Annotated in this window: 17 protein-coding genes and 1 pseudogene; 15 read left to right on the plus strand and 3 right to left on the minus strand. The window is 56.5% G+C overall.

What is annotated here, in order from left to right:
• Positions 1–732: 732 nt before the first annotated feature.
• The gene (locus C6558_RS39825; RefSeq protein ID WP_146160970.1) at positions 733–2,121 is read right to left on the minus strand and encodes a hypothetical protein; all 1,389 of its coding nucleotides are present in this window, start codon (positions 2,119–2,121) and stop codon (positions 733–735) included.
• Positions 2,122–3,154: 1,033 nt separating this feature from the next.
• Between C6558_RS39825 and C6558_RS37785 the strand changes: the two genes are divergently transcribed.
• The 5 genes and pseudogenes from C6558_RS37785 to C6558_RS39830 all read left to right on the plus strand — a co-directional run bounded on the left by C6558_RS37785 (position 3,155) and on the right by C6558_RS39830 (position 8,391).
• Positions 3,155–3,754 (plus strand): hypothetical protein, encoded by a 600-nt coding sequence (locus C6558_RS37785; RefSeq protein WP_210205726.1) that lies wholly within the window; start codon positions 3,155–3,157, stop codon positions 3,752–3,754.
• A 426-nt stretch (positions 3,755–4,180) separates the two neighbouring features.
• Positions 4,181–4,966 (plus strand): hypothetical protein, encoded by a 786-nt coding sequence (locus tag C6558_RS37790; RefSeq protein ID WP_107028743.1) that lies wholly within the window; start codon positions 4,181–4,183, stop codon positions 4,964–4,966.
• Positions 4,963–5,592, plus strand: coding sequence for an RES family NAD+ phosphorylase (locus tag C6558_RS37795; RefSeq protein WP_107028744.1), 630 nt, complete (start codon positions 4,963–4,965; stop codon positions 5,590–5,592). Before C6558_RS37790 ends, C6558_RS37795 begins: the two co-directional genes overlap by 4 nt.
• Before the next feature lie 249 nt (positions 5,593–5,841).
• A pseudogene (locus C6558_RS41885) lies at positions 5,842–6,381 on the plus strand (helix-turn-helix domain-containing protein); the annotation flags it as partial.
• A 1,188-nt stretch (positions 6,382–7,569) separates the two neighbouring features.
• On the plus strand, positions 7,570–8,391 hold the full coding sequence (locus C6558_RS39830) for a hypothetical protein (protein ID WP_146160971.1): 822 nt from the start codon (positions 7,570–7,572) through the stop codon (positions 8,389–8,391).
• A 637-nt stretch (positions 8,392–9,028) separates the two neighbouring features.
• On the opposite strand, the gene C6558_RS37815 is transcribed toward C6558_RS39830, so the two are convergent.
• Complete coding sequence (locus tag C6558_RS37815) at positions 9,029–10,795, minus strand: hypothetical protein (protein WP_107028747.1); 1,767 nt, start codon at positions 10,793–10,795, stop codon at positions 9,029–9,031.
• Between the two features lie 224 nt (positions 10,796–11,019).
• On the opposite strand from C6558_RS37815, the gene C6558_RS37820 reads away from it, so the two are divergent.
• The 3 genes from C6558_RS37820 (at position 11,020) to C6558_RS40150 (ending at position 13,155) form a co-directional block, all read left to right on the plus strand.
• Positions 11,020–11,646: an outer membrane protein gene (locus C6558_RS37820; RefSeq protein ID WP_107028748.1), complete on the plus strand. Its 627-nt coding sequence runs from the start codon at positions 11,020–11,022 to the stop codon at positions 11,644–11,646.
• Positions 11,647–11,828: 182 nt separating this feature from the next.
• Complete coding sequence (locus C6558_RS37825) at positions 11,829–12,755, plus strand: 3'-5' exonuclease (RefSeq protein WP_107028749.1); 927 nt, start codon at positions 11,829–11,831, stop codon at positions 12,753–12,755.
• Positions 12,756–12,999: 244 nt separating this feature from the next.
• Entirely contained in the window at positions 13,000–13,155 is a 156-nt protein-coding gene (locus tag C6558_RS40150) for a hypothetical protein (RefSeq protein WP_158269009.1), read from the plus strand.
• A 491-nt stretch (positions 13,156–13,646) separates the two neighbouring features.
• Here C6558_RS40150 and C6558_RS37840 read toward each other — a convergent pair whose 3' ends face one another.
• Positions 13,647–14,504, minus strand: a complete 858-nt coding sequence (locus C6558_RS37840; protein ID WP_107028750.1) for a LysR family transcriptional regulator — start codon at positions 14,502–14,504, stop codon at positions 13,647–13,649.
• 88 nt (positions 14,505–14,592) lie between these two features.
• On the opposite strand from C6558_RS37840, the gene C6558_RS37845 reads away from it, so the two are divergent.
• The 7 genes from C6558_RS37845 (at position 14,593) to C6558_RS37875 (ending at position 20,492) form a co-directional block, all read left to right on the plus strand.
• Complete coding sequence (locus tag C6558_RS37845) at positions 14,593–15,930, plus strand: aspartate aminotransferase family protein (protein WP_107028751.1); 1,338 nt, start codon at positions 14,593–14,595, stop codon at positions 15,928–15,930.
• Positions 15,896–16,423, plus strand: a complete 528-nt coding sequence (locus tag C6558_RS37850) for a cobalamin-dependent protein (RefSeq protein ID WP_245449343.1) — start codon at positions 15,896–15,898, stop codon at positions 16,421–16,423. Before C6558_RS37845 ends, C6558_RS37850 begins: the two co-directional genes overlap by 35 nt.
• The gene (locus C6558_RS37855) at positions 16,420–16,767 is read left to right on the plus strand and encodes a GTP-binding protein (RefSeq protein WP_107028752.1); all 348 of its coding nucleotides are present in this window, start codon (positions 16,420–16,422) and stop codon (positions 16,765–16,767) included. Before C6558_RS37850 ends, C6558_RS37855 begins: the two co-directional genes overlap by 4 nt.
• A gap of 341 nt (positions 16,768–17,108) precedes the next feature.
• Positions 17,109–17,318 carry a hypothetical protein gene (locus tag C6558_RS37860; protein ID WP_107028753.1) on the plus strand — a complete coding sequence of 70 codons (210 nt, stop codon included), beginning with the start codon at positions 17,109–17,111 and terminating at the stop codon, positions 17,316–17,318.
• A gap of 130 nt (positions 17,319–17,448) precedes the next feature.
• On the plus strand, positions 17,449–17,718 hold the full coding sequence (locus C6558_RS37865; RefSeq protein ID WP_107028754.1) for a hypothetical protein: 270 nt from the start codon (positions 17,449–17,451) through the stop codon (positions 17,716–17,718).
• 390 nt (positions 17,719–18,108) lie between these two features.
• Entirely contained in the window at positions 18,109–19,206 is a 1,098-nt protein-coding gene (locus tag C6558_RS37870; RefSeq protein ID WP_107028755.1) for a carboxynorspermidine decarboxylase, read from the plus strand.
• A 26-nt stretch (positions 19,207–19,232) separates the two neighbouring features.
• A complete protein-coding gene (locus C6558_RS37875; RefSeq protein ID WP_107028756.1) occupies positions 19,233–20,492 on the plus strand; it encodes a saccharopine dehydrogenase family protein in 1,260 nt (419 codons plus the stop codon).
• Positions 20,493–20,522 lie beyond the last annotated feature (30 nt).

The following is a 20,522-nucleotide window of genomic DNA, read 5'->3' on the forward strand; positions in this document are numbered from 1 at the left end:
AGTTTCTGGATGGCGGAGCGTTCATCGTTCAATCCGGCGAGAATTTCTTGCTCGTCCTCCGCTGTCATTGCGCGAAGATTGGCGTCCATTTTCGCAATAAGAGTTGGTACATGAGTTGCGGCCCTTTCGCCCAACTCAATGAGGGCGGCCCTCTGGTCGGTGTCAGCCATTGTTGCAAGCAGGAGTGTAGATAGGCTGATGAGGTGAGTTGCGTGAAGCTGAGTGGTCTGTGTTGGCAGGAAACGGGAAGAACAATGCGGCGGGAAGGCGGTGCTTTATAGGCAGCGCTGTTTGTCCCGAGCGGCACAGGAGGCCTCCGGGCAATGGCGTAGTCGAGCTGACGCGTCCTGCAGATACGAGATGCCGGTCTCGTATTCGCAGATGAAACATGGAACCCTGCTGACGCGTCCCCTGTGTGGTCGAGCGCCACCGGCGGTTACGGAAATTGCGGGCTCCACTTGTACCCGCTTTGAAAGGCCACGTCAGCACGGCGCATGCATGATTTCCAGGGAGACAGAAGTGACGCGGCCGAGGAGCAACGAGGTCGTAGGAAGACCGTGTACCCGCTTCATCCATGACTTGGACAGCAAGACACAGTCGTCACTATCAAAGATAGCTTAAATTCAGAGTTACCCTAGAAATCACTAAAATACCGACAGCACGGAGCCAGAACCTCCTCCCATGTGTATTGTCCGACTTGGTCGCAGTCTGTTGCCGGTGTCGCCACCCAATTCAAATATTATCCTCTGCATTCAGCAGGGAAGGGTCCCTCAATACCTTCTTGATCTTTTCGCGATACCAGAACTCCAACATCCCCGGCAATGTGTTGCTCAGCTCGTAGGCTGTATCGGCGCCTTCACCACCTTCATCCATTGTATTCATGATCTGCTCCATCGTTTCTTCGCGACCATGCTCGATTGAGGAAAAATCCAGGCAGAATATTTGTTCGATCGTCGATCGCACCGCAGGTATCTCGGATAGAAAGCCGACATATGTTTCGGTCGGTTCTGCTAAATCCTGCGCCAGTTCGACAGCGAATTCTTCGACCGCTTCGTCATCGACATTAAAAAGGTGCCCATAAGATGTGGTTTCTGTGCTATCGATGAGTTTGAAACCCATTGCGCGCAACTTCTTCGACATGTCGAGGAAGTATTCGTTTAGCTCTCCCGAGTTTGGATAGCGCCCCGCGATCCAGGTTTCCATTCGCTGTTGGGAGAAGATGCATTTCGCATCATCAAACAGGCTTACCGGATCACGGTCATTGAGCCTGTCACACCAGATTACCGTTTCGATCTGCGCCATGGCTGCGGCGAGCCCATCGCCACAAAAACCAACATGACGATGGGCCTCCTCTTCGCAGCGTTTCACCAGGTCGGCTTCCTCGGTGGCAGCCAGGTAGTCTGTGACTTGCTTTACCCGCTCCCGATGTCGATCACGGTTCGAAGGATCTTTATTGTCTGCCACATGGGCCAGGCCTGCGATCATCAAGATAAGATTTGGATTGCCTGCGATTGCGCCTGCCGCTTCGGCTGAAACAACCGCGTGAAAAAACCTCAGGGCCTCATTATGAGGAACTCCTTTTTCTCCCCATCGATCGAATGCGTCAGCGATGTTGCGGCTCTCATCCTCACTAAGGTTTCGCGGCGTCAGCTCAAGCGGCCGTGCCATCGAAGAGGGCGAATGCGGCGGAGGAAGACGCCGGTCTCTTGCTCGCTGTTCGGCATACTGCACAGCTTCGGCGATCAACTCGGAAGGAGAGTAGAGTTCGTATTCAGGGTTGGCGCAAAGTTCCAGGCAGTCGTTACGAACTGCAGGTATTTTCCTGGCGAGCCTGTGTATATGGCGCGGTTTAAAGCCTGCGTTTCGAAGCATATTGAGGTTGCCAAGAATGAAACTGCATTGGCGCGGCCGCATATCGGCAACATGAAGTATCCGTTGTGGTCTGAAACCGGCACCGGCTAGATCTCGGGCATGGGCAAGCACAAAGCCGCGCCTTTCTTCGCTTCTGAAGGGTGAGGCGAGTATGGCACGATGTTCTATTTCGAAGCCGGCAGAGTGCAGGTATTTTATTTCTGCTCTTGTGAAGCGTCTTACCCCATTTGCAGTGTGGGACGTTTGCATGGGGCGTCGGCTTGGGGCGTCATGGTGATGGAATGATGGTGGTGGGTGTGAAAGGTATCGAGGATCTGGAGTATAAGGAACCGAGTGGTGCATGAACATGGGTCGCTGGCCGGGGACGCAATAGTGATGAGGTGAGGGCGGGGGAGGAGGATGTGAAAGGTGCAGAGGATGTGGAGGAAGACCAGAAGGAAAATAGGAGGGCGTTTGAGCTCCCCAATGGAAACGAGGGTCATTCAGCCCAAGGGCATGAGAATTCGGCCGAAACGGGTTGGGTGGTCTGTCTCCAGCCATGTCTGCGTGTTTATGGAGGGCGAAGGTAAGGATTGTAGAAGAGATCATGGGGCGGGAAGAGCAGCCATTTAAGGAGCTGAAGCGCTCACATCCGCGACGGTTGGTTCCATGATCCGGGACATGTGATGGCTGAAAAATCTAGGCGCTAGGATTTTCGCTTTCTCCACTCAGGCTGTAGGATGATCTTGGCACCACAACTGAGATAAGCACTAGCCAATAGTTTCGGCTGACAAATAGGGGGGAGTTGTCGATGATCGAGCTTTAGGCACGCCATCGACCGATACGAGGAATACGAGCCGTCTTCCTGGTCGTGGCACGACGGGATGACGCGTCCATTTGTGCTCAGCCCCCTAGATAAAACGCGCTATTGGCTTGGCATGACCATGGTCTGTGTGATCGCATTGCGCCTTCGTGTCCGGCTCGCGCTGCTTATAGGCGCTGGCCATCGCCCACTCTCTCCATCTGCTTTTGCCCTCTCCACCCTGGCTGTCGGATGATCTTGGCACCGGAGCAGAGATAAGCGCTAGCCAATAGTTTCGTGCTGACAAATAGGGGGAGAGGTGTCGATGATCGAGCTCGATACGAGGAGCCTGATGGGATAACGCGCCCATTTGTGCTCAGCCCCCTACATAAAACGCGCTATTGGCTTGGCATGACTATGGTCTCTGTGACTGCACTGCCCCTTTCTGTCGGGCTCGACCTACTTATAGGGACTGGCCACCGCAGCTTTTTCCATCCGCTCTTGTCTTCACATCTTCATCTGTCCTTCAACATGGCGAGCCTCACCACCACAAGTACGCCCGTGCGCTCCAAGCGTGGCGACATGTTCGAAGCCGAGGACGACGACCAGGGCGATCTCTCTGTCCCGGCTGCCCCACGCAAGAGCAAGCGCCGGCGTCTTCCGCCCATCTCCACCGCTGTGGCCGGCGTTGTCGAGGCCTCCGATCCACTCCTCTGCTCTCAGTTTCCCGAAAACCTGTATGCGAGCCAGATCGTTCCTGCAACCCCAATCTGCGTCAGCCCGCCGCGCATCGAGACGGTTTCCAACACGGCCGACGAGCCCTCTCGCATCGACCGCTTCCTCGACACTTACGAGAGGCGCACGGAGCCACCCGCCAAGTTTCTCGTCAAGTTGAAGTATTTCCCGGAGAACATAATCACGCTGAAGGAGTTTGGGCTCGATGGGAACTTCCACGGATCGGCACATCGCCTGCATGTGACTTGGAAGCAGTTTGCGAAGCTCACCAAGCTCAAGCTTATCAGTCACGTGGAGCAATTCCCGCAGAACTTCTGGGAGGTGATCGAGAAGGCTGAGAAGGATGCGGAGGATAGAGAAACATGATTTTAGTCCCGCCTGTACTTCGATTTTCCATAGCTTTTATGGCTTGGCGTCCGGCCTTTCCTTTCTGAGAAGTTGGATGAGTGCCAAGCCGCGTAACCCTTTGATCGCGGGGGCAGGAAACAGGCGTGTGTAGTGTATGTCGGTGCATACGTGCAAAAGTATGTTTGTTCCTTTCTTTGTTGAAGCGTTTTTTCGTGCGGGACGTATCAAACGTAGTGCCTGCAGCCCTTTCCGCAGAAAGCCCGAGATAATCCCGTCATCATTGATGCTGATAAGAGTGCTGTACGAGGTTGGCGGTTGGAGCGGCCGAAGTGCATGGAGGGAGGCACTGTAGCCATCATGGCGGAGTTAATTCGCTTGAAAACCGGCCCCTGGTGATATAGATTATGGCTCAATTTATAACCAAAATATCCCGGAGCACTTGAGATGTCCGTCCCAGAAGGTTTTCGCGTCTATGATGGCGCCGAATTCGCCAAGGCTTTGGAAGCAGAAATGGATCCGGCATCCGGCAAGAAGGTCTCCAAAGACCGCACAACCGTCGTCCAAGGTAAACAGTTAAAAAAGGGCCGTGTGGCATCTTTCCGTGCAAGACTGCGTAAGGCGATGGCGAATGCCGTCCATTCCAAGCCGGAATCCAATGTTGATGACATGATCGTCGTACTCGTCGAAACTCCCAATCGGGCAGTACGCGAAACCATACGCGATATCGTGGAGCATGTGCCGGCTATTGTCGAAGCCCGCCAAAGCAAACTGACAGATGACGCCATCGATGCCTTGGTGTCGGTCTACATGCGCGCGCCTCCCAATGCGGACGTCGAGAGATTGCTCTACGAAAGCAACGCAAAGGCGAGAGTGCGGTTTCTGGAGCAATGGCCGAGCTTTACCAGCAAGGAATTGGCAGATGTTGCCGGTCACGGATCAAAGAATAAGAGCATGACCGCCTCTCGATGGAAAGTGAAGGGCAAGGTATTCTCAATCAAACATGCTGGCGCCGAGTATTTTCCGTCATTCCAGTTCGAGGATGGGCAACCCATTGTGGCGATTGCCAAGGTAATTGCTCTGCTTGGCGCGAGAAAGACTGGCTGGCAATTGGCGTTCTGGTTCACTTCTGCGAATGGATGGCTTTCTGGCAAGCGCCCCGTCGACGTCCTGAAAGACAATGATCTTGTTGCATCGGCCGCGGCCCACGAGGCGGAAAAGATCATCGGATGATTGCTGCGCCCCCGCATCTATTCCCGGCCTCGAATTCGCATGTAATCAAGGCCGGGACGCAATTTCATAGGGTTCATGACCAACGTTTCACAAGCTGCTCCTTCAATCCAGGAAAGGGGCGCCCGAGTCGTTTTGCGCCTCTCTTCCTCGGCAGCAAGCCGATCCCGACGCAATATCTTGCGACCGACTACGAATGCGCGGTTCATGAGACGGTTTTTCACGACGTGCCGATCGATGAGCCCGTCAAGACTGTCGGTGTCGACAATATCAAGCCGCTCTCCCATTCGGTCGTTGAGTTGAAGCGCGATCTCCCATTGGTGCCGCTGTTCGCACCTGACCTGGCCAAATGGGGTTTAAGCAGGGCAGACCTCATCGATACGACGGCTGTCCACTATGCCATTACCGCTCAGTGGGCATTGGCCATTCACCAGAGCAGACGAGACGCTGAAGGCCTGATCTGGACGTCGAAGCGCTGCGATCCACAGCAGGCGCTGCTTCTGTTCGGGGACCGTGTCGCGGAGGACGACCTCGCCGCTGTGAGCAAGGTTCATATCTATTCTGATGTTGGAGAAATGCGGCAGGTCCTTGCCTTCGCCGACCGGGTGGATATCACCCTCGTTCTGTAGCTCTGGGATTGCTGCATCAGCCGACTTCGGGGTCAAGAAGGCCCAGCTCTTCGCCCTTGTCGGCCGAGCTCACCCGGGAGGCATGTGGTTAGCTAGCTGTGAGTTTTCCATAGGTTGTCCATCCGGTCCGGACCGGGAAAGCTGAGGTTGTCGAAGTTTCAGTAATTCCAGGGGAGACCGGATGAACATCCATAAGAATGGCCTTCTGACGCCGCGTGGTCGAGAGCGCATTGTCATGCAGGTCGAGAGACGGCAGTCGCCCTAGGCGTCTGCCCGCGCACGGTGCGAAAATGGGTTGATCGCTATCGATGCGAAGGACTGGCGGGATTGCGGGATCGCTCTTCCCGGCCGCATCGCTTGCGCCGGCCGACGCCTCAGACGGCTGTCGCGGAAATTGAGCGGCTGCCTCGCCAGCGCTGGACGAGCAGATCGCTGCCGAAAGCGGTGTCATCCCCGGCCACGGTCAGCCGGGTTCTCCGTCGGTCGGGCTTGAACAAGCTCAGCGCCCTGGAGCCCGCCGAACCGATCCGCGCTATGAACGCCAGCACCCAGGCGAGTTCATCCATCTCGATACCAAGAAGCTCGGTCGGATCGGCTCCGTGGGGCACCGCATCACCGGGCGATATCCTGGCGCAGTCAACCGCCATCTCGGCATCGGCTGGGAGTTCGTCCATGTCTTCTGCATCGACGACGCCTCGCGCGTCGCTTTCGTCCAGGTCTTGCCCAACCAGCGCAAGGAGAGCGCTGTCGCCTATTTTGCCGAGCTCGCAATCCGTGTCGAGCGCGTGAATCTGGACTGGTCATGGTTGGTTCTCACCGGAATGGGTTGTAAGCATTCACATTCTAGAGATACTTTGACCGGCCATGGCCGCCACGATCGGTGCGCGCTTGCAGCGAAAAGCTGCGCGCACCGCTGTCTCGGTTGCCACCACACATTCCTTCCATAGGTGCTACGGCTCGTGCTACCGGTCAAGGGCTTTCCGGCTAGCTTGCAAACGTCTCGGCCTGCGCCTGATCGTACGCGTCCGATGAGACAGCTTCGCTGACGACTCGCCTTTACTTTACCGAAACCGCTCGTGCGATAACCTGGACTTTGATCCAGTCAGAACGCCAGTCAACATCGACGAATGCCCGGAACTGCGGGTGAGGACTCGGCAAGCCAGTCCCGTGAAGCCGTTATCATTGAGCTTAGCGGTTTATGCCGACCGTCAAACTATGCCGGTTAAGCAAGTTTTTGCCAACGTTTTCTGTAGCATACAGGTAGCCTAATCGGCACAGCGTAGGGTCTCTCCGTCGCAATTGACGCGAAGGAGAGGACGCATGAACGTAAGTGACTATTCGAAGCGCAGCGCCCTATATCGGAAGCTGGTCTATGGTCCGTATCGGGAGTTTGCGCGCGTTTAGGCCGCCAAGATGTCGAACGAAGGCCTGGGTCGGCGATGCACGTGGCGTTCGCGGAGCCTGTTTCGAGACCTGATGGACTGGCATGTTGGTAATGGACATCATCCGCAGGATTTAAGCGAAGTTCATGTCGATCGTTTTCTTGAGCATCATTTCAAACATCGGAGCCCCGACACGGGGGACCGATCGGCGCTGCGAGGCTTGCTTTCTGCGTTACGGGGGAAGAGGGCTTAATACCAGCCGGCCTCCCGGTTGAGCGCACAGAGCACGAGCAGATTGTCGATGCATTCGCGGCGTATTGTCTCCAACCGGTGCGCCGTGGCGGCGATCCGGCTTGCGGGGCACGGGCGTTTCACCTGTAGGTAAATACGCGTGCCCTGCAGTGTTCCTTTGCGCAAATCCATGACATCCTAGGCGACACACGATCGAATTGAGCGTGCGGAGGGCAATCTCTGGCTGGCATCTTGTTGCCGTGTCTTTTCGGGCCTTGCCCGTGCGGACGCTCTTCCGGCAGACCGTTGATCCATTGTCTCCCGCGCTCCGGCAGATCGTAAATGAATTCGGTTGGAGGGGATAATGGTGGAAGGCGGCGGCTTTACAGCAGGAATAAGGGGCTTTTTCTCACGCCGGATGGCGCAACTGCTGAGCCTTGGGAAAGGCGGTACCAGGGCGGAGCGACCCGAGATAAGGCGCGTTGAAATGCCGATCGAAACCAATGGTTCCAACGCGACGCAACGCAATGGTGGCAGCGTTGATGAAGCGAATGTTTCGGTAACATTGGAAGAGATTAAAAATCGCGGTAAATTGTTGCGGGAGAAGTTACACGAACGTTTTGGAACTGCTTCATCACGCTCTGAAAATTCTCTCACGGCAGAAAACGATCGCACGGAGGGACGGGGCGCTGCATCCGGTCTTACAGGGCAGGAAGGTCCGAAGGCTTCTCATACTGCCACGCCCCCTATTGCCCAGTCGCCCGGACGATTGCACCGCCTCGGCGCCATTCCGGTATCGACGCCATCGGAGCGTGCGCACGCTCCACCTCCACCTCCGATTCCATCGATCTCAGGAGAATCGATGCTGCCGCGCGGCTCTGCGGCATCTCTCAAGCGCACTGACAGTGTGGTTCTTCGACAATGGCAACTGCACGGACAGGGAAGGGCAGGCGCCCCGTTTGCAAACGGGGCGCCTGCCATCCCGAGCGATACGTCAGCGCCCCGAAGGGGGCGGTTGGCTCTGTTGCATCGAGACGGCTTGTCTTTGCAGAACGTCCAGACGCCCGCCGCGGAGGCGATCCGTCGGGCCTCTCCGGTCGCCGAGCAGTCCGGAGATGGAAACAGCGAAGAGAGGATGCAGGTTAAAGAGAGACCTCTTGGGAGAGAACGAACGGGCAGGGGTTGACGCCGGCCTGTGGCATGACATTCCATCCTTCTGGGGCGTAAAACGGTTCACCACGCCAAACGAATATGTGCGGGCGTTCATCCGGTAAGCTATGAAGCGTGAGGAATACCATCGTTAGGCGGGGGCACTCACTCGTCCGCGCTGAAGAGGAGTCCCATCGCGGCGAGATGTCGCCGCTATCGGCTATAGACGATGTCGATGTCGATGCGGAGCTGGAGAAGGGAATTCCGTTAAGTTATCGCCGGCGAAAACCGAGTTGCCGGCTGACTTTGCGCCGTGCGCCGGTCATTGCCCGAAAGGACCAAGGGTCTACGGCTGTCGTTCGAGAGATGGCTTTGGGGCTAATGGGGACTCGCATCAGGAACAGCGATGACAATCGCGTCGGTACGTCCCTGTGCAGGCTCCACAAGATCTAACACCAATGCGCCGCCTATATCCGTTGCCGATGATATCCTCGTTGGTCATGCAGTTCTTCACGAACGAATGGGACATGCCGGCGTAGCCGAAGACGATCGGGATGCTGACGGAGGGGAAATGCCAGCCGCTGATGGGCCATTCCGCCATTCCCGGCCATCTGACAATTCACCGCATGAAGCGGATTAGCGTGTGCTTGGTTGGGCAACCGGTTCATCCGGTCTCATTCTCTTCCCGAATCGCGGTCTCTTTTTCCAAGATCTGCGCGCGCAGACTGCATCATCTCTGCGTTGAGGACATCATTTTCCGTCTGGTTATCGTTGCGCAGCTTTTCGATCCAGGTTTGTATCTCAGGCCCGCCATCGGAAAGCTGGGCGGCGGCAAATGCTGCCACGTTCATTTTTACTTCATCGCTTAATCGTGATGCGTGCATCGACATGGTCCGGACAGTTTTTATCTGTCCTTCCCGGTGCATGTTTGGAAGGTTATCGACCATTGCTTTGGCGAATGACGACGATCGTACCGCCAAGGATGGGTTATGATCATTGATTGCATAGCAGAAAGGCAGCACGAGATCCCGGTTGGCATACATTGCTCCAAGTACAAAGCCTCTGCCTTCGCCTCCAAGGCTGTCAAATCTTTTTGCAATAACCGCAGCGGCATAAGGGTGTGCATGACGTCGAGGCTTGGTAAACTTGTCAAGTGCGTCCTCATCCATTTGCGACAATTGCTTATCATCGAAAAGATCAGGCCGGTCAGCGATCTTGGAATAGCCGGCCATTTTTCCAAGATCTGCGCGCGCAGACTGCATCATCTCCTCGGTCAATTTCGTTACAACGGCCATTCGTCTCGCGGCTTCATAGGTGTTCGGACGCGGGTCAAGGTTGGCGCGGGAAAATTCGAGCTGCTGGTCGAAATATTTCGCTTTGATATCGTTGATGGTCGTCACTTGGGACCGGTCTTGTTGCGTCTGTTGCGGGGGGGAGGGGCTTTCAGCGAAGGCTGCGTTCAGGACTTCATTTGCCGCCGGGTTTTCGTTGTGCAGCTCTTTGATCCAGGTTCGTATCTCGCCAGGCCCGCCATGGGAGAGCCGCGCGAGGGCAAGTGCGCCTCCCTTGCGTTCGTCGGCCCCTCCGTCTAGCAGTTGGGCGGCGGCAAACGCTGCCACTCTCATTTTTTCTTCATCGCTTAATCGTGAGGCGTGCATCGACATGGTCTGGACAGTTTTTAACTGTCCTTCCTGGTGCATGTTTGGAAGGTTATCGACCATTGCTTTGGCGAATGACGACGACCGTACCGCCAAGGATGGGTTATGATCATTGATTGCATAGCAGAAAGGCAGCACGAGATCCCGGTTGGCATACATTGCTCCAAGTACAAAGCCTCTGCCTTCGCCTCCAAGGCTGTCAAATCTTTTTGCAATAACCGCAGCGGCATAAGGGTGTGCATGACGTTGAGGCTTGGTAAACTTGTCAAGTGCGTCCTCATCCATTTGCGACAATTGCTTATCATCGAAAAGATCAGGCCGGTCAGCGATCTTGGAATAGCCGGCCATCCGTAAGGTAGCCGTCTGTCTCGAAATTTTGTCGAATATTTCAGAGCGTTCTTTCGGCGATCGGGATTCCAGAACCGGCAGCAGAATGTCGAGTTCCTCGGCAATCGAGCGCTCTCCAATGCGTTGTGCCAGCACGGGATCAGCCAGAGAGAATTGCTTATCCCGATAGACCGCGTCCATAACCTGAGTCGACATGTGCCGGTTCGCCTCAAGATGCGTCTTGAGGCGAACCAATCGGCCGACACTGGTAGCGTTGCGCATGGTTGGATGGGCAAGCGCCACATTTTTGAAGGCTTCCTGTGCCTGCCAGACCGTGCCCTTAGCGGCTTCCGAGACGACATAATCAACAGTTCGCGCCTGCAACTCAGGCGGCAGGCGAAGCCAGGGAAAGACTTGGCCTTTTTCGTCTGAAGCGCCCCCATCGTCGTTTGCCATGATCAATCCTTTTGACTCAAATAAGAACATCGTATGTTACGTATTTAGTAGAAATTGAAAGAGGCAACGCAGTTTCAAGTGTAATTTTTAATATAAAATATTACATTGTTTATGTGATGCAATTTGAAACAAAAATATTACATCTGTAATGTCTATTAATTTGCGCTGACTACACGTGCGACATTATCGTTTCGTCGACTTGAACCATATTCGTAGAGGCGAAAATGAAGATTGCTTTTCATGCGGCGGCGGCACTTTTCCTGGCGGCAACCACTTCGGCAGGCGCCGCAGACCTTCCCGAGCCTCCGGCTGTTCCCTCCATCCCGCCTGTCATCGAAGAGCCGCCATGGCCGGACTGGAGCGGGCCGTATGCCGGTCTTCATGGTGGCGGCGCCTGGATGGACGCCATCTTGGACGATTGCCGATGCGTGAATTTGAACGGACGGCGTGTCGGCGGCTTTGCAGGATACAATTGGGTGGTCTCAAGCGGATATGTCGTTGGGATCGAGGGCGATGTCACCTACGATTGGAACGAGCAGGTGGTCGGCGCCACACGCCTCGGCACAGACCTGTCAGGTTCGGTGCGGCTGCGCGTTGGCGAGGAGATGGGCAATTTTCTCCCCTACGTGGCTGCGGGCTGGACCGTCACGAATCCCTATATCGAAAATCCCAATGACAACGATGTCGTCAACGGCTGGACGGTGGGCGCTGGGATCGACTGGGCGGCAACGGAAACAACCTTTTTGAGGCTCGAGTATCGCTATAACGATTATTCGACCGCCACCCTTGAGGGGGTGGATACGAAAATCGACCAAGACATCATCAGCATAGGTATCGGGCGAAAGTTTTGAGAGCCGCTCGTAACCCAGCGTGAAAAAATGCTCCGCGAGGCGGTCCATCTCGCCACCGAGCGCACCACTACGCAGGCGCCTGAGCACCGCGAGCGAAATGGATGCGATCGGGGTCGTCGTTGCTTGCACAGACGCGGATGCGTATTGTGCGCTCGGTCACGCGGCAATCGGATCGGAATTGAATGACTTCGCAACTCGACTTCTTTAGCGGTGGGCACGACGGCGTCGGTTCGGATGACGAGGCGATGGCCCGTCATCTGGAAGCGACAGGTAATTATCGTATTTTGCGAAAGCTTCAGCCGCTGTCGATCGCCGAACGCACTCGGCCGGAATTCCCTTGTCGCGGTGCGATCCTTGACACCGAAACCACCGGTCTCAAATATCGCTCTGACGAGATCATCGAAATCGGCATGATCGCCTTCACTTTCAACGATACGGGGGAGATCGGCGACGTCACGGGAGTCTATGGCGGACTTCAGCAGCCGATGAGCCCGATTCCAGGCGACATCACCCGCCTCACCGGTATCACCGACGAGATGGTCGCAGGTCAGGTCATCGACACCGCCCTCCTGAACGCCCTTATTGAACCGGCTGATCTGATCATTGCTCACAATGCCGGTTTCGATCGGCCCTTCTGCGAGGCGTTCTCGCCGATTTTTGCCCACAAGGCCTGGGCCTGTTCCGTCTCGGAAATCGACTGGTCGGCGCGAGGTTTCGAGGGAAGCAAGCTCGGCTATCTGCTCGGGCAATCTGGATATTTCCACGACGGTCACCGGGCAGTCGACGATTGTTTAGCGTTGCTTGAAGTGCTTGGGCAGACACGGCCCGACGCCATTGCGACGCCGTTCGCCGAGCTCCGCCAGGCCAGTCAGCGGTCGCGAGTTCGCATCTACGCTGAAAACAGTCCGTTCGACATGAAGGATCATCTCAAGGCGCGCGGTTACCGCTGGTCGGATGGCTCCGACGGGCGCCGGAAGTCCTGGTGGGTAGAACTGAAGGAGGAGCAGCTGGACGAGGAGCTGCATTTCCTGCGGACGGAAGTCTATCGCTGGGATTTCGATCCACCGGTCAGCCACCTGACGGCGTTCGATCGCTTCCGGGCGGCTTGAATGGTTGGGAACGGCGATGACGACCATTATAGGCATAGATGCTAGACCGGGACACAGCCGAGTGGTGTCGCGCCGGTTTTTTCTTCCGCAGACGGTTGGCGGCTGGATTTTGCCGGATCCTCCTATCGCCATCTTCTGGACTACGCCGAAGAAGGTCTGATTGTCGCTTCCCGGCAGGAAGAGCCGAGTTCAAAAAAGTTCGGCGGCGGCGCTCATTCGTGCGCTTTCCTCTTGACAGACGGTCATGAGAGAACTTGCGGCGGCATTCATGGGCACGGTTGATGGTTACGCACCCGAGGCGGACTTTGAATATCATATCCAAAAATGGATATTGCCCGTCCATGACCTCAGCAGTCCGATCGCCGAACTCAACGGCATTCTCGAATCGGACGAATCCTAGTCCCTGGACAAGCGGCCCAGATAGGATTATTTCCCCAACGGCAGAAAGCTAACATTCAGTGGTGCAGGAGCGAAGAGTTCTGGCCGAACCGCTACGCCATCTGGGGACGGCTGGTCGCCCAGCAGCCGGGACAGATCGGCTATTCGATCATCGACAGGAAGGTCATCGACAGGTTCATTCCACCGGTCCTTCCTGGAGTGATCGCCAGCAGCCTTCCCGAGCTCAGCGGCCTCGTGGCGCGCGTCTTCGAAGACGGCGTGCTGATTGAAGAAGCGCTGGCGGCCGCAAACACATCGCTTCCTATGGAAGATCGCGATCCTTGCCGCTCGAGCCAGTGAACCGGACCGACAACGCGTCGCTTCACGAGGGGTTGCTTTGCTGTTTCATTCCCTCGTCGCCAACGTATGACCAAAAGGAAGGCATGGCGGCCTTCCTTGAGAAGCGTAGTCCGCATTTCCAGGGAAAGTGAAAGATGGGCGATACGAGCCCATTCAAAGTGAGGGCAGGACCAGTCGGATGTGATCGGCGAAAGCGCTGACAGCGGGCGATTGATCCTGATCGGCGAAGGCGATCAGAATGCCGAGATGCGGCAGATGCGGCAGTGGGGCGTTGAGGATATGCAGATCAGGAGGAACTGCGCCCTGCGTCATGACGCAGATGGCGAGGCCGGATCGCGCAAGGCCGATAAGGCCAGCTAGGCTGTTGCTGGCGTAGGATATCTTGTAGCGCAGACCCGCCCGCGCCATCGCCTCGCAGGCCGCGCGGTGATCCATCGCATTCGAAGCCGGCAAAGCGAGCGGCGCCGTATCCCCGAAGTCGTGAAGCTCCAAGGTGGGTTTGCTGCCGACCCAAACGAGTGGCTCCGTCCTGACGATGTTGTCCACGTCGTTAAGATTGGGCGTTGACACCAGCGCCAGGTCCACCTTGCGGGACTGCAGCAGTGCCTTAAGCTCCACTGTCGGCGCCGAAACCACCTTGATCTCGACATCGGGATGTTTCGCGTCGAAGCTTTTCAGCAGCATCGGGAAGAAGGATAGTAGGTAGTCTTCCGGACTGCCGAAGACGATGGAGCCGTGCAGGCCCTTCTCGGAGAATGCTGAAATGGCCTCGTCATGCATCTTCAGGATACGCTCCGCATAGACGAGAAACCGTTCGCCGCTTCCAGTTAGGCGGACGCCGCTACCGCTGCGATGCAGAAGGCTGTGGCCGAGCATCTCCTCAAGCCGTTGCATCTGCATCGTGACAGCCGATTGCGTGCGTCCGACCTGTACTGCCGTCGCGCTCAGCGATCCTGAATTGGCTGCGTGCACAAAGGTGATGAGCAGGCGAAGATCAAGCGGGCCGTACATATCAATTGTCCTGATATCAGAATCAAATAACTATCAATTTTGCTTGAGTAGCGCCAGCCGTTATTTTTTGAAGGCATTGGAGGCTCATATGTCAAATAATCAGGATCACGCCTTCTGGGCGGCCGCTCGCAAGCATCTGATCCGCTACGGCGGCAGCTTCGACCCCGCCATCATCGAGCGCGCCGAAGGCTCTTTCGTCTACGACGCGGATAATCGCCCAATCCTCGATTTCACTTCGGGGCAGATGAGTGCGCTAGTCGGCCATTCCCATCCGAAGATCGTCACGACAGTGCAGCGCCAGATGGCGAAGGTCGCGCATCTGTTTTCTGGAATGCTGTCGCGTCCCGTGGTCGAACTCGCCGAGCGCCTGGCGGGGCTTGCGCCGGGCCTTGAGAGGGTCATGTTGTTGTCGACGGGGGCGGAATCGAACGAGGCCGCCATCCGCATGGCCAAGCTCGTCACGGGCCGGCACGAGATCGTCGCTTTCTCCAAGAGCTGGCATGGTATGACGGGCGCCGCGAGCTCGGCGACCTATAGCGCCGGCCGAAAGGGTTATGGCCCGGCCATGGTCGGATCGCTGACAATTCCCGCGCCGAATACCTTTCGCCCGCGCTTTCGCCATGGGGACGGCAGCCTCGACTGGAAGACGGAGCTCGACGACGCCTTCGAGCTGATCGACAGCCAGTCGGTCGGCAGCCTCGCTGCCTTCATTGCTGAGCCAATCCTGTCGAGCGGCGGTCTTCTCGAATTGCCGCTCGGTTACCTTGCCGCGCTGAAAGAAAAATGCCGAGAGCGCGGCATGTTGCTCATCCTCGATGAGGCACAGACTGGTGTCGGCCGGACGGGCACCATGTTCGCGTTCCAGCGCGACGGAGTGACGCCCGATATTCTCACGCTCTCCAAGACGATCGGCGCCGGTCTCCCGCTCTCCGCCGTCATGACGACCGCGGAGATCGAAGACGTCGCGCATGAGAAGGGGTTCCTCTTCTATACGACGCACGTGTCCGATCCGCTGCCGGCTGCGGTGGGACTGGCCGTACTCGACGTCGTCGAGGAGGAGGGGCTGGTCGAACGCGCGCGGGAGATTGGTGACCGGCTTTTCGGCGGACTATCGCAGCTTAGGGAGCGCTTCGACTGCGTCGGCGACGTTCGCGGCCGTGGCCTCATGCTCGGCGTCGAGATCGTCAAGTCCGATAAGAACGGCGGCTCCGACCACGAACTCGGCAGCCGGATCGCGGCGGAAGCCTTCCATCGCGGGCTCAACATGAACATTGTCAAGCTGCCCGGCATGGGTGGAGTGTTCCGCATCGCGCCGCCGCTCACGATTTCCGAGGAGGAGATCGACCTCGGTTTGCGGATCATCGCACAGTCCATCGAGGCAGCGTCGGCGCTTGGCGCATCCCCTTCCGGAATCGCAGCGCAATAAGCGTGCCATCGCCGCAGCACAGAAAAAGCAGTCCATGACCGGAATCAATCGCGCTGTCGGCGCCGCAACAGTCGATCCCTCGCAAGCTCCTGCCATCATCCGCGTGCTCGCCGCCAAGCTTGGGCTGGACGGCCCTTATCGCGGCGCGAAAGTGGTGGCGCGCATCCTGCGCGATGCGGGTATGGAGGTCATCTACACCGGCTTGTACAAGACTCCGAAGGACGTGGTTCATGCGGCGATCCGGGAGGATGTAGATGTCATCGGCGTCAGCCTTCTCTCCGGCTCCCATGTGCCGCTGTTTCGCGAACTGTGTCGCTGCCTGCGCGCGGAGGAGGCCGACCACGTTCTCGTCGTCGCCGGCGGCGTCATCTCCGAGCAGGACTATGCGGCGCTGCTAGAATGCGGCGTTGATGCGATTGTGCCGCAGGAAGCCCGCGCCGACCTGATCGTATCCACGATTAACGACCTCATCGTCGCCCGCGGCCGCATATGACGATCGTGACGCATTCCCGAACAGCAAAGCGCGGCGCATACAGGCCTTCCGTCGAGCTGGTGAGGGATGTGCTGGCGGGCCGCACGATCGCTATCGCCCGCATGATCTCGCGTGTCGAAGAAGGGTATGCCGAGGCGGCCGAAGCGCTCGCCGAACTCTATAGACACTGCGGGAGCGGCCATATCATTGGCATTACCGGCGTGCCGGGTGCCGGCAAATCGACTCTTGTCTCGGTCCTTATCAAGGCTTATGCCGCGGAAGGCCGCAAGGTCGCCGTCATCGCGGTCGATCCGAGCACTCCCTATTCCGGCGGCGCGATCCTCGACGACCGCGTGCATGAGTAATCACATAAAAGCGGGGACAGATGTTGGATCGTCCTCGAAAAAAAAGCAGATTAGGGCCAGGTGTTGATGCCTGAGTACCCTTAAAAGATTCCCTGTCAGTCAGCTTGCATCCAAATTGGGAAGACAAGGAAGTGCCCACGGGGTTTCGTTTTTTGAAAGCACTCCAAGGTGAGATCAGTTGTTGTCGTTCTCCGCCTCGTAGTCACTGGCGTATTCGTTGGTGTCGGTCACGTAATCGTCACGGTCACTGTCCTCGTCCCATCGAGAAGACGGATCTGCTCGAGGATGCCAGCGCGTGCCCGCATAACGGCCTCCACCGCCGCACGGATTGTTGGAGACGCATGCAGTTCACCGTCAACGATCTCCTCAGGACGCTTGGCAAACCCGCCAACACGCTTACCGAACAGGACGCCAAAGGTGTTAAAAAAACCTTTGATCTGGTCTTAAGATCGCAACGGATCTGGACGAATTGGCTGCGGGTGGCAAGGCCCACGCCTCGTGGCTCGCTGTCGATTTTACATGAACGCTGTTGCAACGACCGGTACGAATAATCCGTGCCAGGCCGATGGCATCGTTGCGGTCCGTCTTGGCGGGCATTATCTTAAATTGCACTAAGCGTGGCGAGCGTCCATGCAGATGATGGGAACGCCACGTTTTACGCCTACATCGAGGAATTCTCGGATGGGCCGTAAAGGACGCATCCCGGCGGAGACATTGCTGGGACTTCGCACCCGGCTTGCCAATCTGTCGGCCCGCGACACGCAGCGCCGTGTCGCGACCGATCGGGTTGCAGAGCTGTTCCGCGTTAGTTTCCGCCACGGTCTATCATCATCCACGGCAACTCCAGCGTCAAAATCATGCGACGCGCAGGTCGAGGACAGCCTCGTGCGTGCCATTGAACTTCTGAAGCCCTCGGCGTCGACACGCCTGGAAGGCCAGGAGGCAATTTGAATCTTATTGTCAATTACAAATGTAGTTATTAACGCTTTGCAACGTCACTGATCAGCAAATATATTGACTTTCGTGATTAAGACTATCGATCGGAAAGTACATATTCCGTTAAAAGATAGGAAGCCAAAGATGTAGTCCTTTATTTGTTTCACTTCAGTATAAATGGAACGAAATCTGAGGTTTCTATACCTGTGTGTCGGCGGAAATAATGAGCCGTTCCCCCTCATCCCGCCAGCCGCCGGCACACAGGTTCCCGCTTATCCGCATCGAACGGTCTGACCTAAGAGCCAGGAAAGCGCATTCTCGCTCTTTTCGCGCCAGGCTTGAACTGGTGTGCAGCGCCTGCCGGTTGTCGTCACAAGAATATCCGCGCCATGCAATGGAATTAATATGCTCGATACGCCCTGCTATCTGATCGACAAAGCCAGCCTTGTCCGCAATCTGGAAACGATTGCGATGGTACGGGAAAAGTCTGGGGTGAAAGCCCTTCTTGCCCTGAAATGTTTTGCAACATGGTCGGTCTTTGATCTCATGCGCGATTACATGGATGGCACAACATCGTCATCTTTGAACGAGGTGAGGCTTGGTCGAGAGCGGTTCGGGAAGGAAACGCATGCCTATTCGGTTGCGTACGCGGATGGCGAGATCGATGCTGTCGTTACGCATGCGGACAAGATCATTTTCAACTCCATAAGCCAGTTGGAGCGCTTTTCCGGTAGGGCGTCAGGGCTTCCGTGTGGTCTACGTCTCAATCCCGGAGTTAGTTCTTCGAACTCCGCCATTGCCGACCCAGCACGACCATTCTCCCGTCTCGGTGAAGCAGACGTCGCAAAGATCGAGGCGGTCCTTGGAAACGTCAGCGGCTTTATGATCCACAACAATTGCGACAACGCTGACTTCAGTTCGTTCGACCAGATGCTTGGCGTGATCGAAGCGCGCTTCGGTAACCTGTTGAGGCGTGTCGACTGGGTCAGCCTCGGCGGCGGCATTCATTTCACGGGGGAGGGATATCCGGTTGAGGCCTTTTCGGATCGTCTCAAGGCCTTCGCCGATAGCCACGGCGTTCAGGTTTATCTGGAGCCCGGCGAAGCTGCAGTTACGCAGTCAGCAACATTGGAAACGACGGTGATCGACGTCGTCGAGGCAGGCAAGCGACTTGCCATCGTTGACGCCTCGATCGAGGCACATATGCTCGACCTCCTGATCTACAGGCAGCATGCAGCTGTGGTGCCTGACAGCGGCGACCACGCGTACATGGTCTGCGGCAGGTCTTGCCTGGCGGGCGATATCTTTGGTGAGTTCCTGTTTCCGCAACGACTTGGCATCGGCGACCGCATCTCGTTCCAGGATGCCGCCGGCTATACGATGGTGAAGAAAAATTGGTTCAACGGCCTGGCGATGCCGGCCATCGCCATCCGCGAGCTCGACGGCCAAGTCCGAACTGTTCGGGCATTCACTTATGACGATTACGAAACCAGCCTTTCATGAAAATCTTATAAAAGGAGTATTTGAGAATGAAGAAGAATGTTCTTATCATTGGCGCCGGTGGTGTTGCTCGGGTCGTCGCGCACAAATGCGCTCAGAACAATGACGTCCTCGGTAATATTCACATTGCCTCGCGCACTCTGTCAAAATGCGAAGCAATCATCGCTTCAATACAGGAGAAGCAGTCGCTCAAGCAGCCAGGCGTTATCGAAGCGCATGCGCTAAATGCTTTAGACGTTTCTGCAACGACGGCACTCATTCGCAAAACAGGTTCCGAAATCGTCATCAATGTGGGCACGGCCTTCCTTAACATGTCTGTGTTGACGGCCTGCATTGAAACCGGTGCAGCCTACATCGACACCGCACTTCACGAGGAGCCTGGCAAGATCTGCGAGATCGCCCCCTGGTACGCGAATTTCGAATGGAAACGCCGCGCGGAATGCCAAGACGCGGGTATCACCGCGATCCTCGGTGCAGGCTTCGACCCGGGTGTGGTCAACGCCTACGTGCGCTTGGCAAAGGATGAATATCTTGATGACGTCACCGACATCGATATCGTTGATATCAACGCCGGCAGCCACGGACGGTATTTCGCGACCAATTTCGACCCCGAGATCAATTTTCGGGAATTTACCGGCGTGGTCCAATCCTGGCAGGAAGGCGACTGGCGCGTCAACAAGATGTTCGAGATCAGCCAGGACTTTGATCTACCTGTCGTGGGCAAGCGCAAGGCCTATCTCTGCAGCCATGACGAAGTTCATTCACTATCCCAGAACTTCAAAGACGCCAACGTAAGGTTCTGGATGGGTTTCAGTGACCACTACATGAAGGTTTTCGGCGTGCTGAAGAATCTCCGCTTGCTTTCGGAGCTTCCGGTCGTGACTGCCGAAGGGCAGGAGGTGGTGCCGCTCAAGGTCGTAAAGGCCTGCCTGCCTGACCCCGCATCGCTCGCGCCGGATTATGAGGGCAAGACCTGCATCGGCAGTTTTATCAAAGGGATTAAGGACGGCCAGGAGAGGACCGTATTCGTCTACAATGTCGCCGACCACCAGGACGCATATGAAGAGGTTGGTTCCCAGGCGATTTCATACACAGCCGGCGTTCCGCCGGTTGCTGCCGCCATGTTGATCGCCAGCGGTGTCTGGGACGTGAAAAAGATGGTCAACGTCGAGGAACTCCCGCCGCAGCCGTTCATTCACACCCTCCGCGCACTCGGCCTGCAAACTTTCGTTCAAGATGAAGTTGGAGATCACTCGATTTCGGACCATGAACTGCAGGCCGCGGAATAATATAAAAATCTCAAATTATTAAAAAAATCA

The organism is Ensifer sp. NM-2 (assembly GCF_003024455.1).
GTDB classification, from domain to species: domain Bacteria; phylum Pseudomonadota; class Alphaproteobacteria; order Rhizobiales; family Rhizobiaceae; genus Ensifer; species Ensifer canadensis.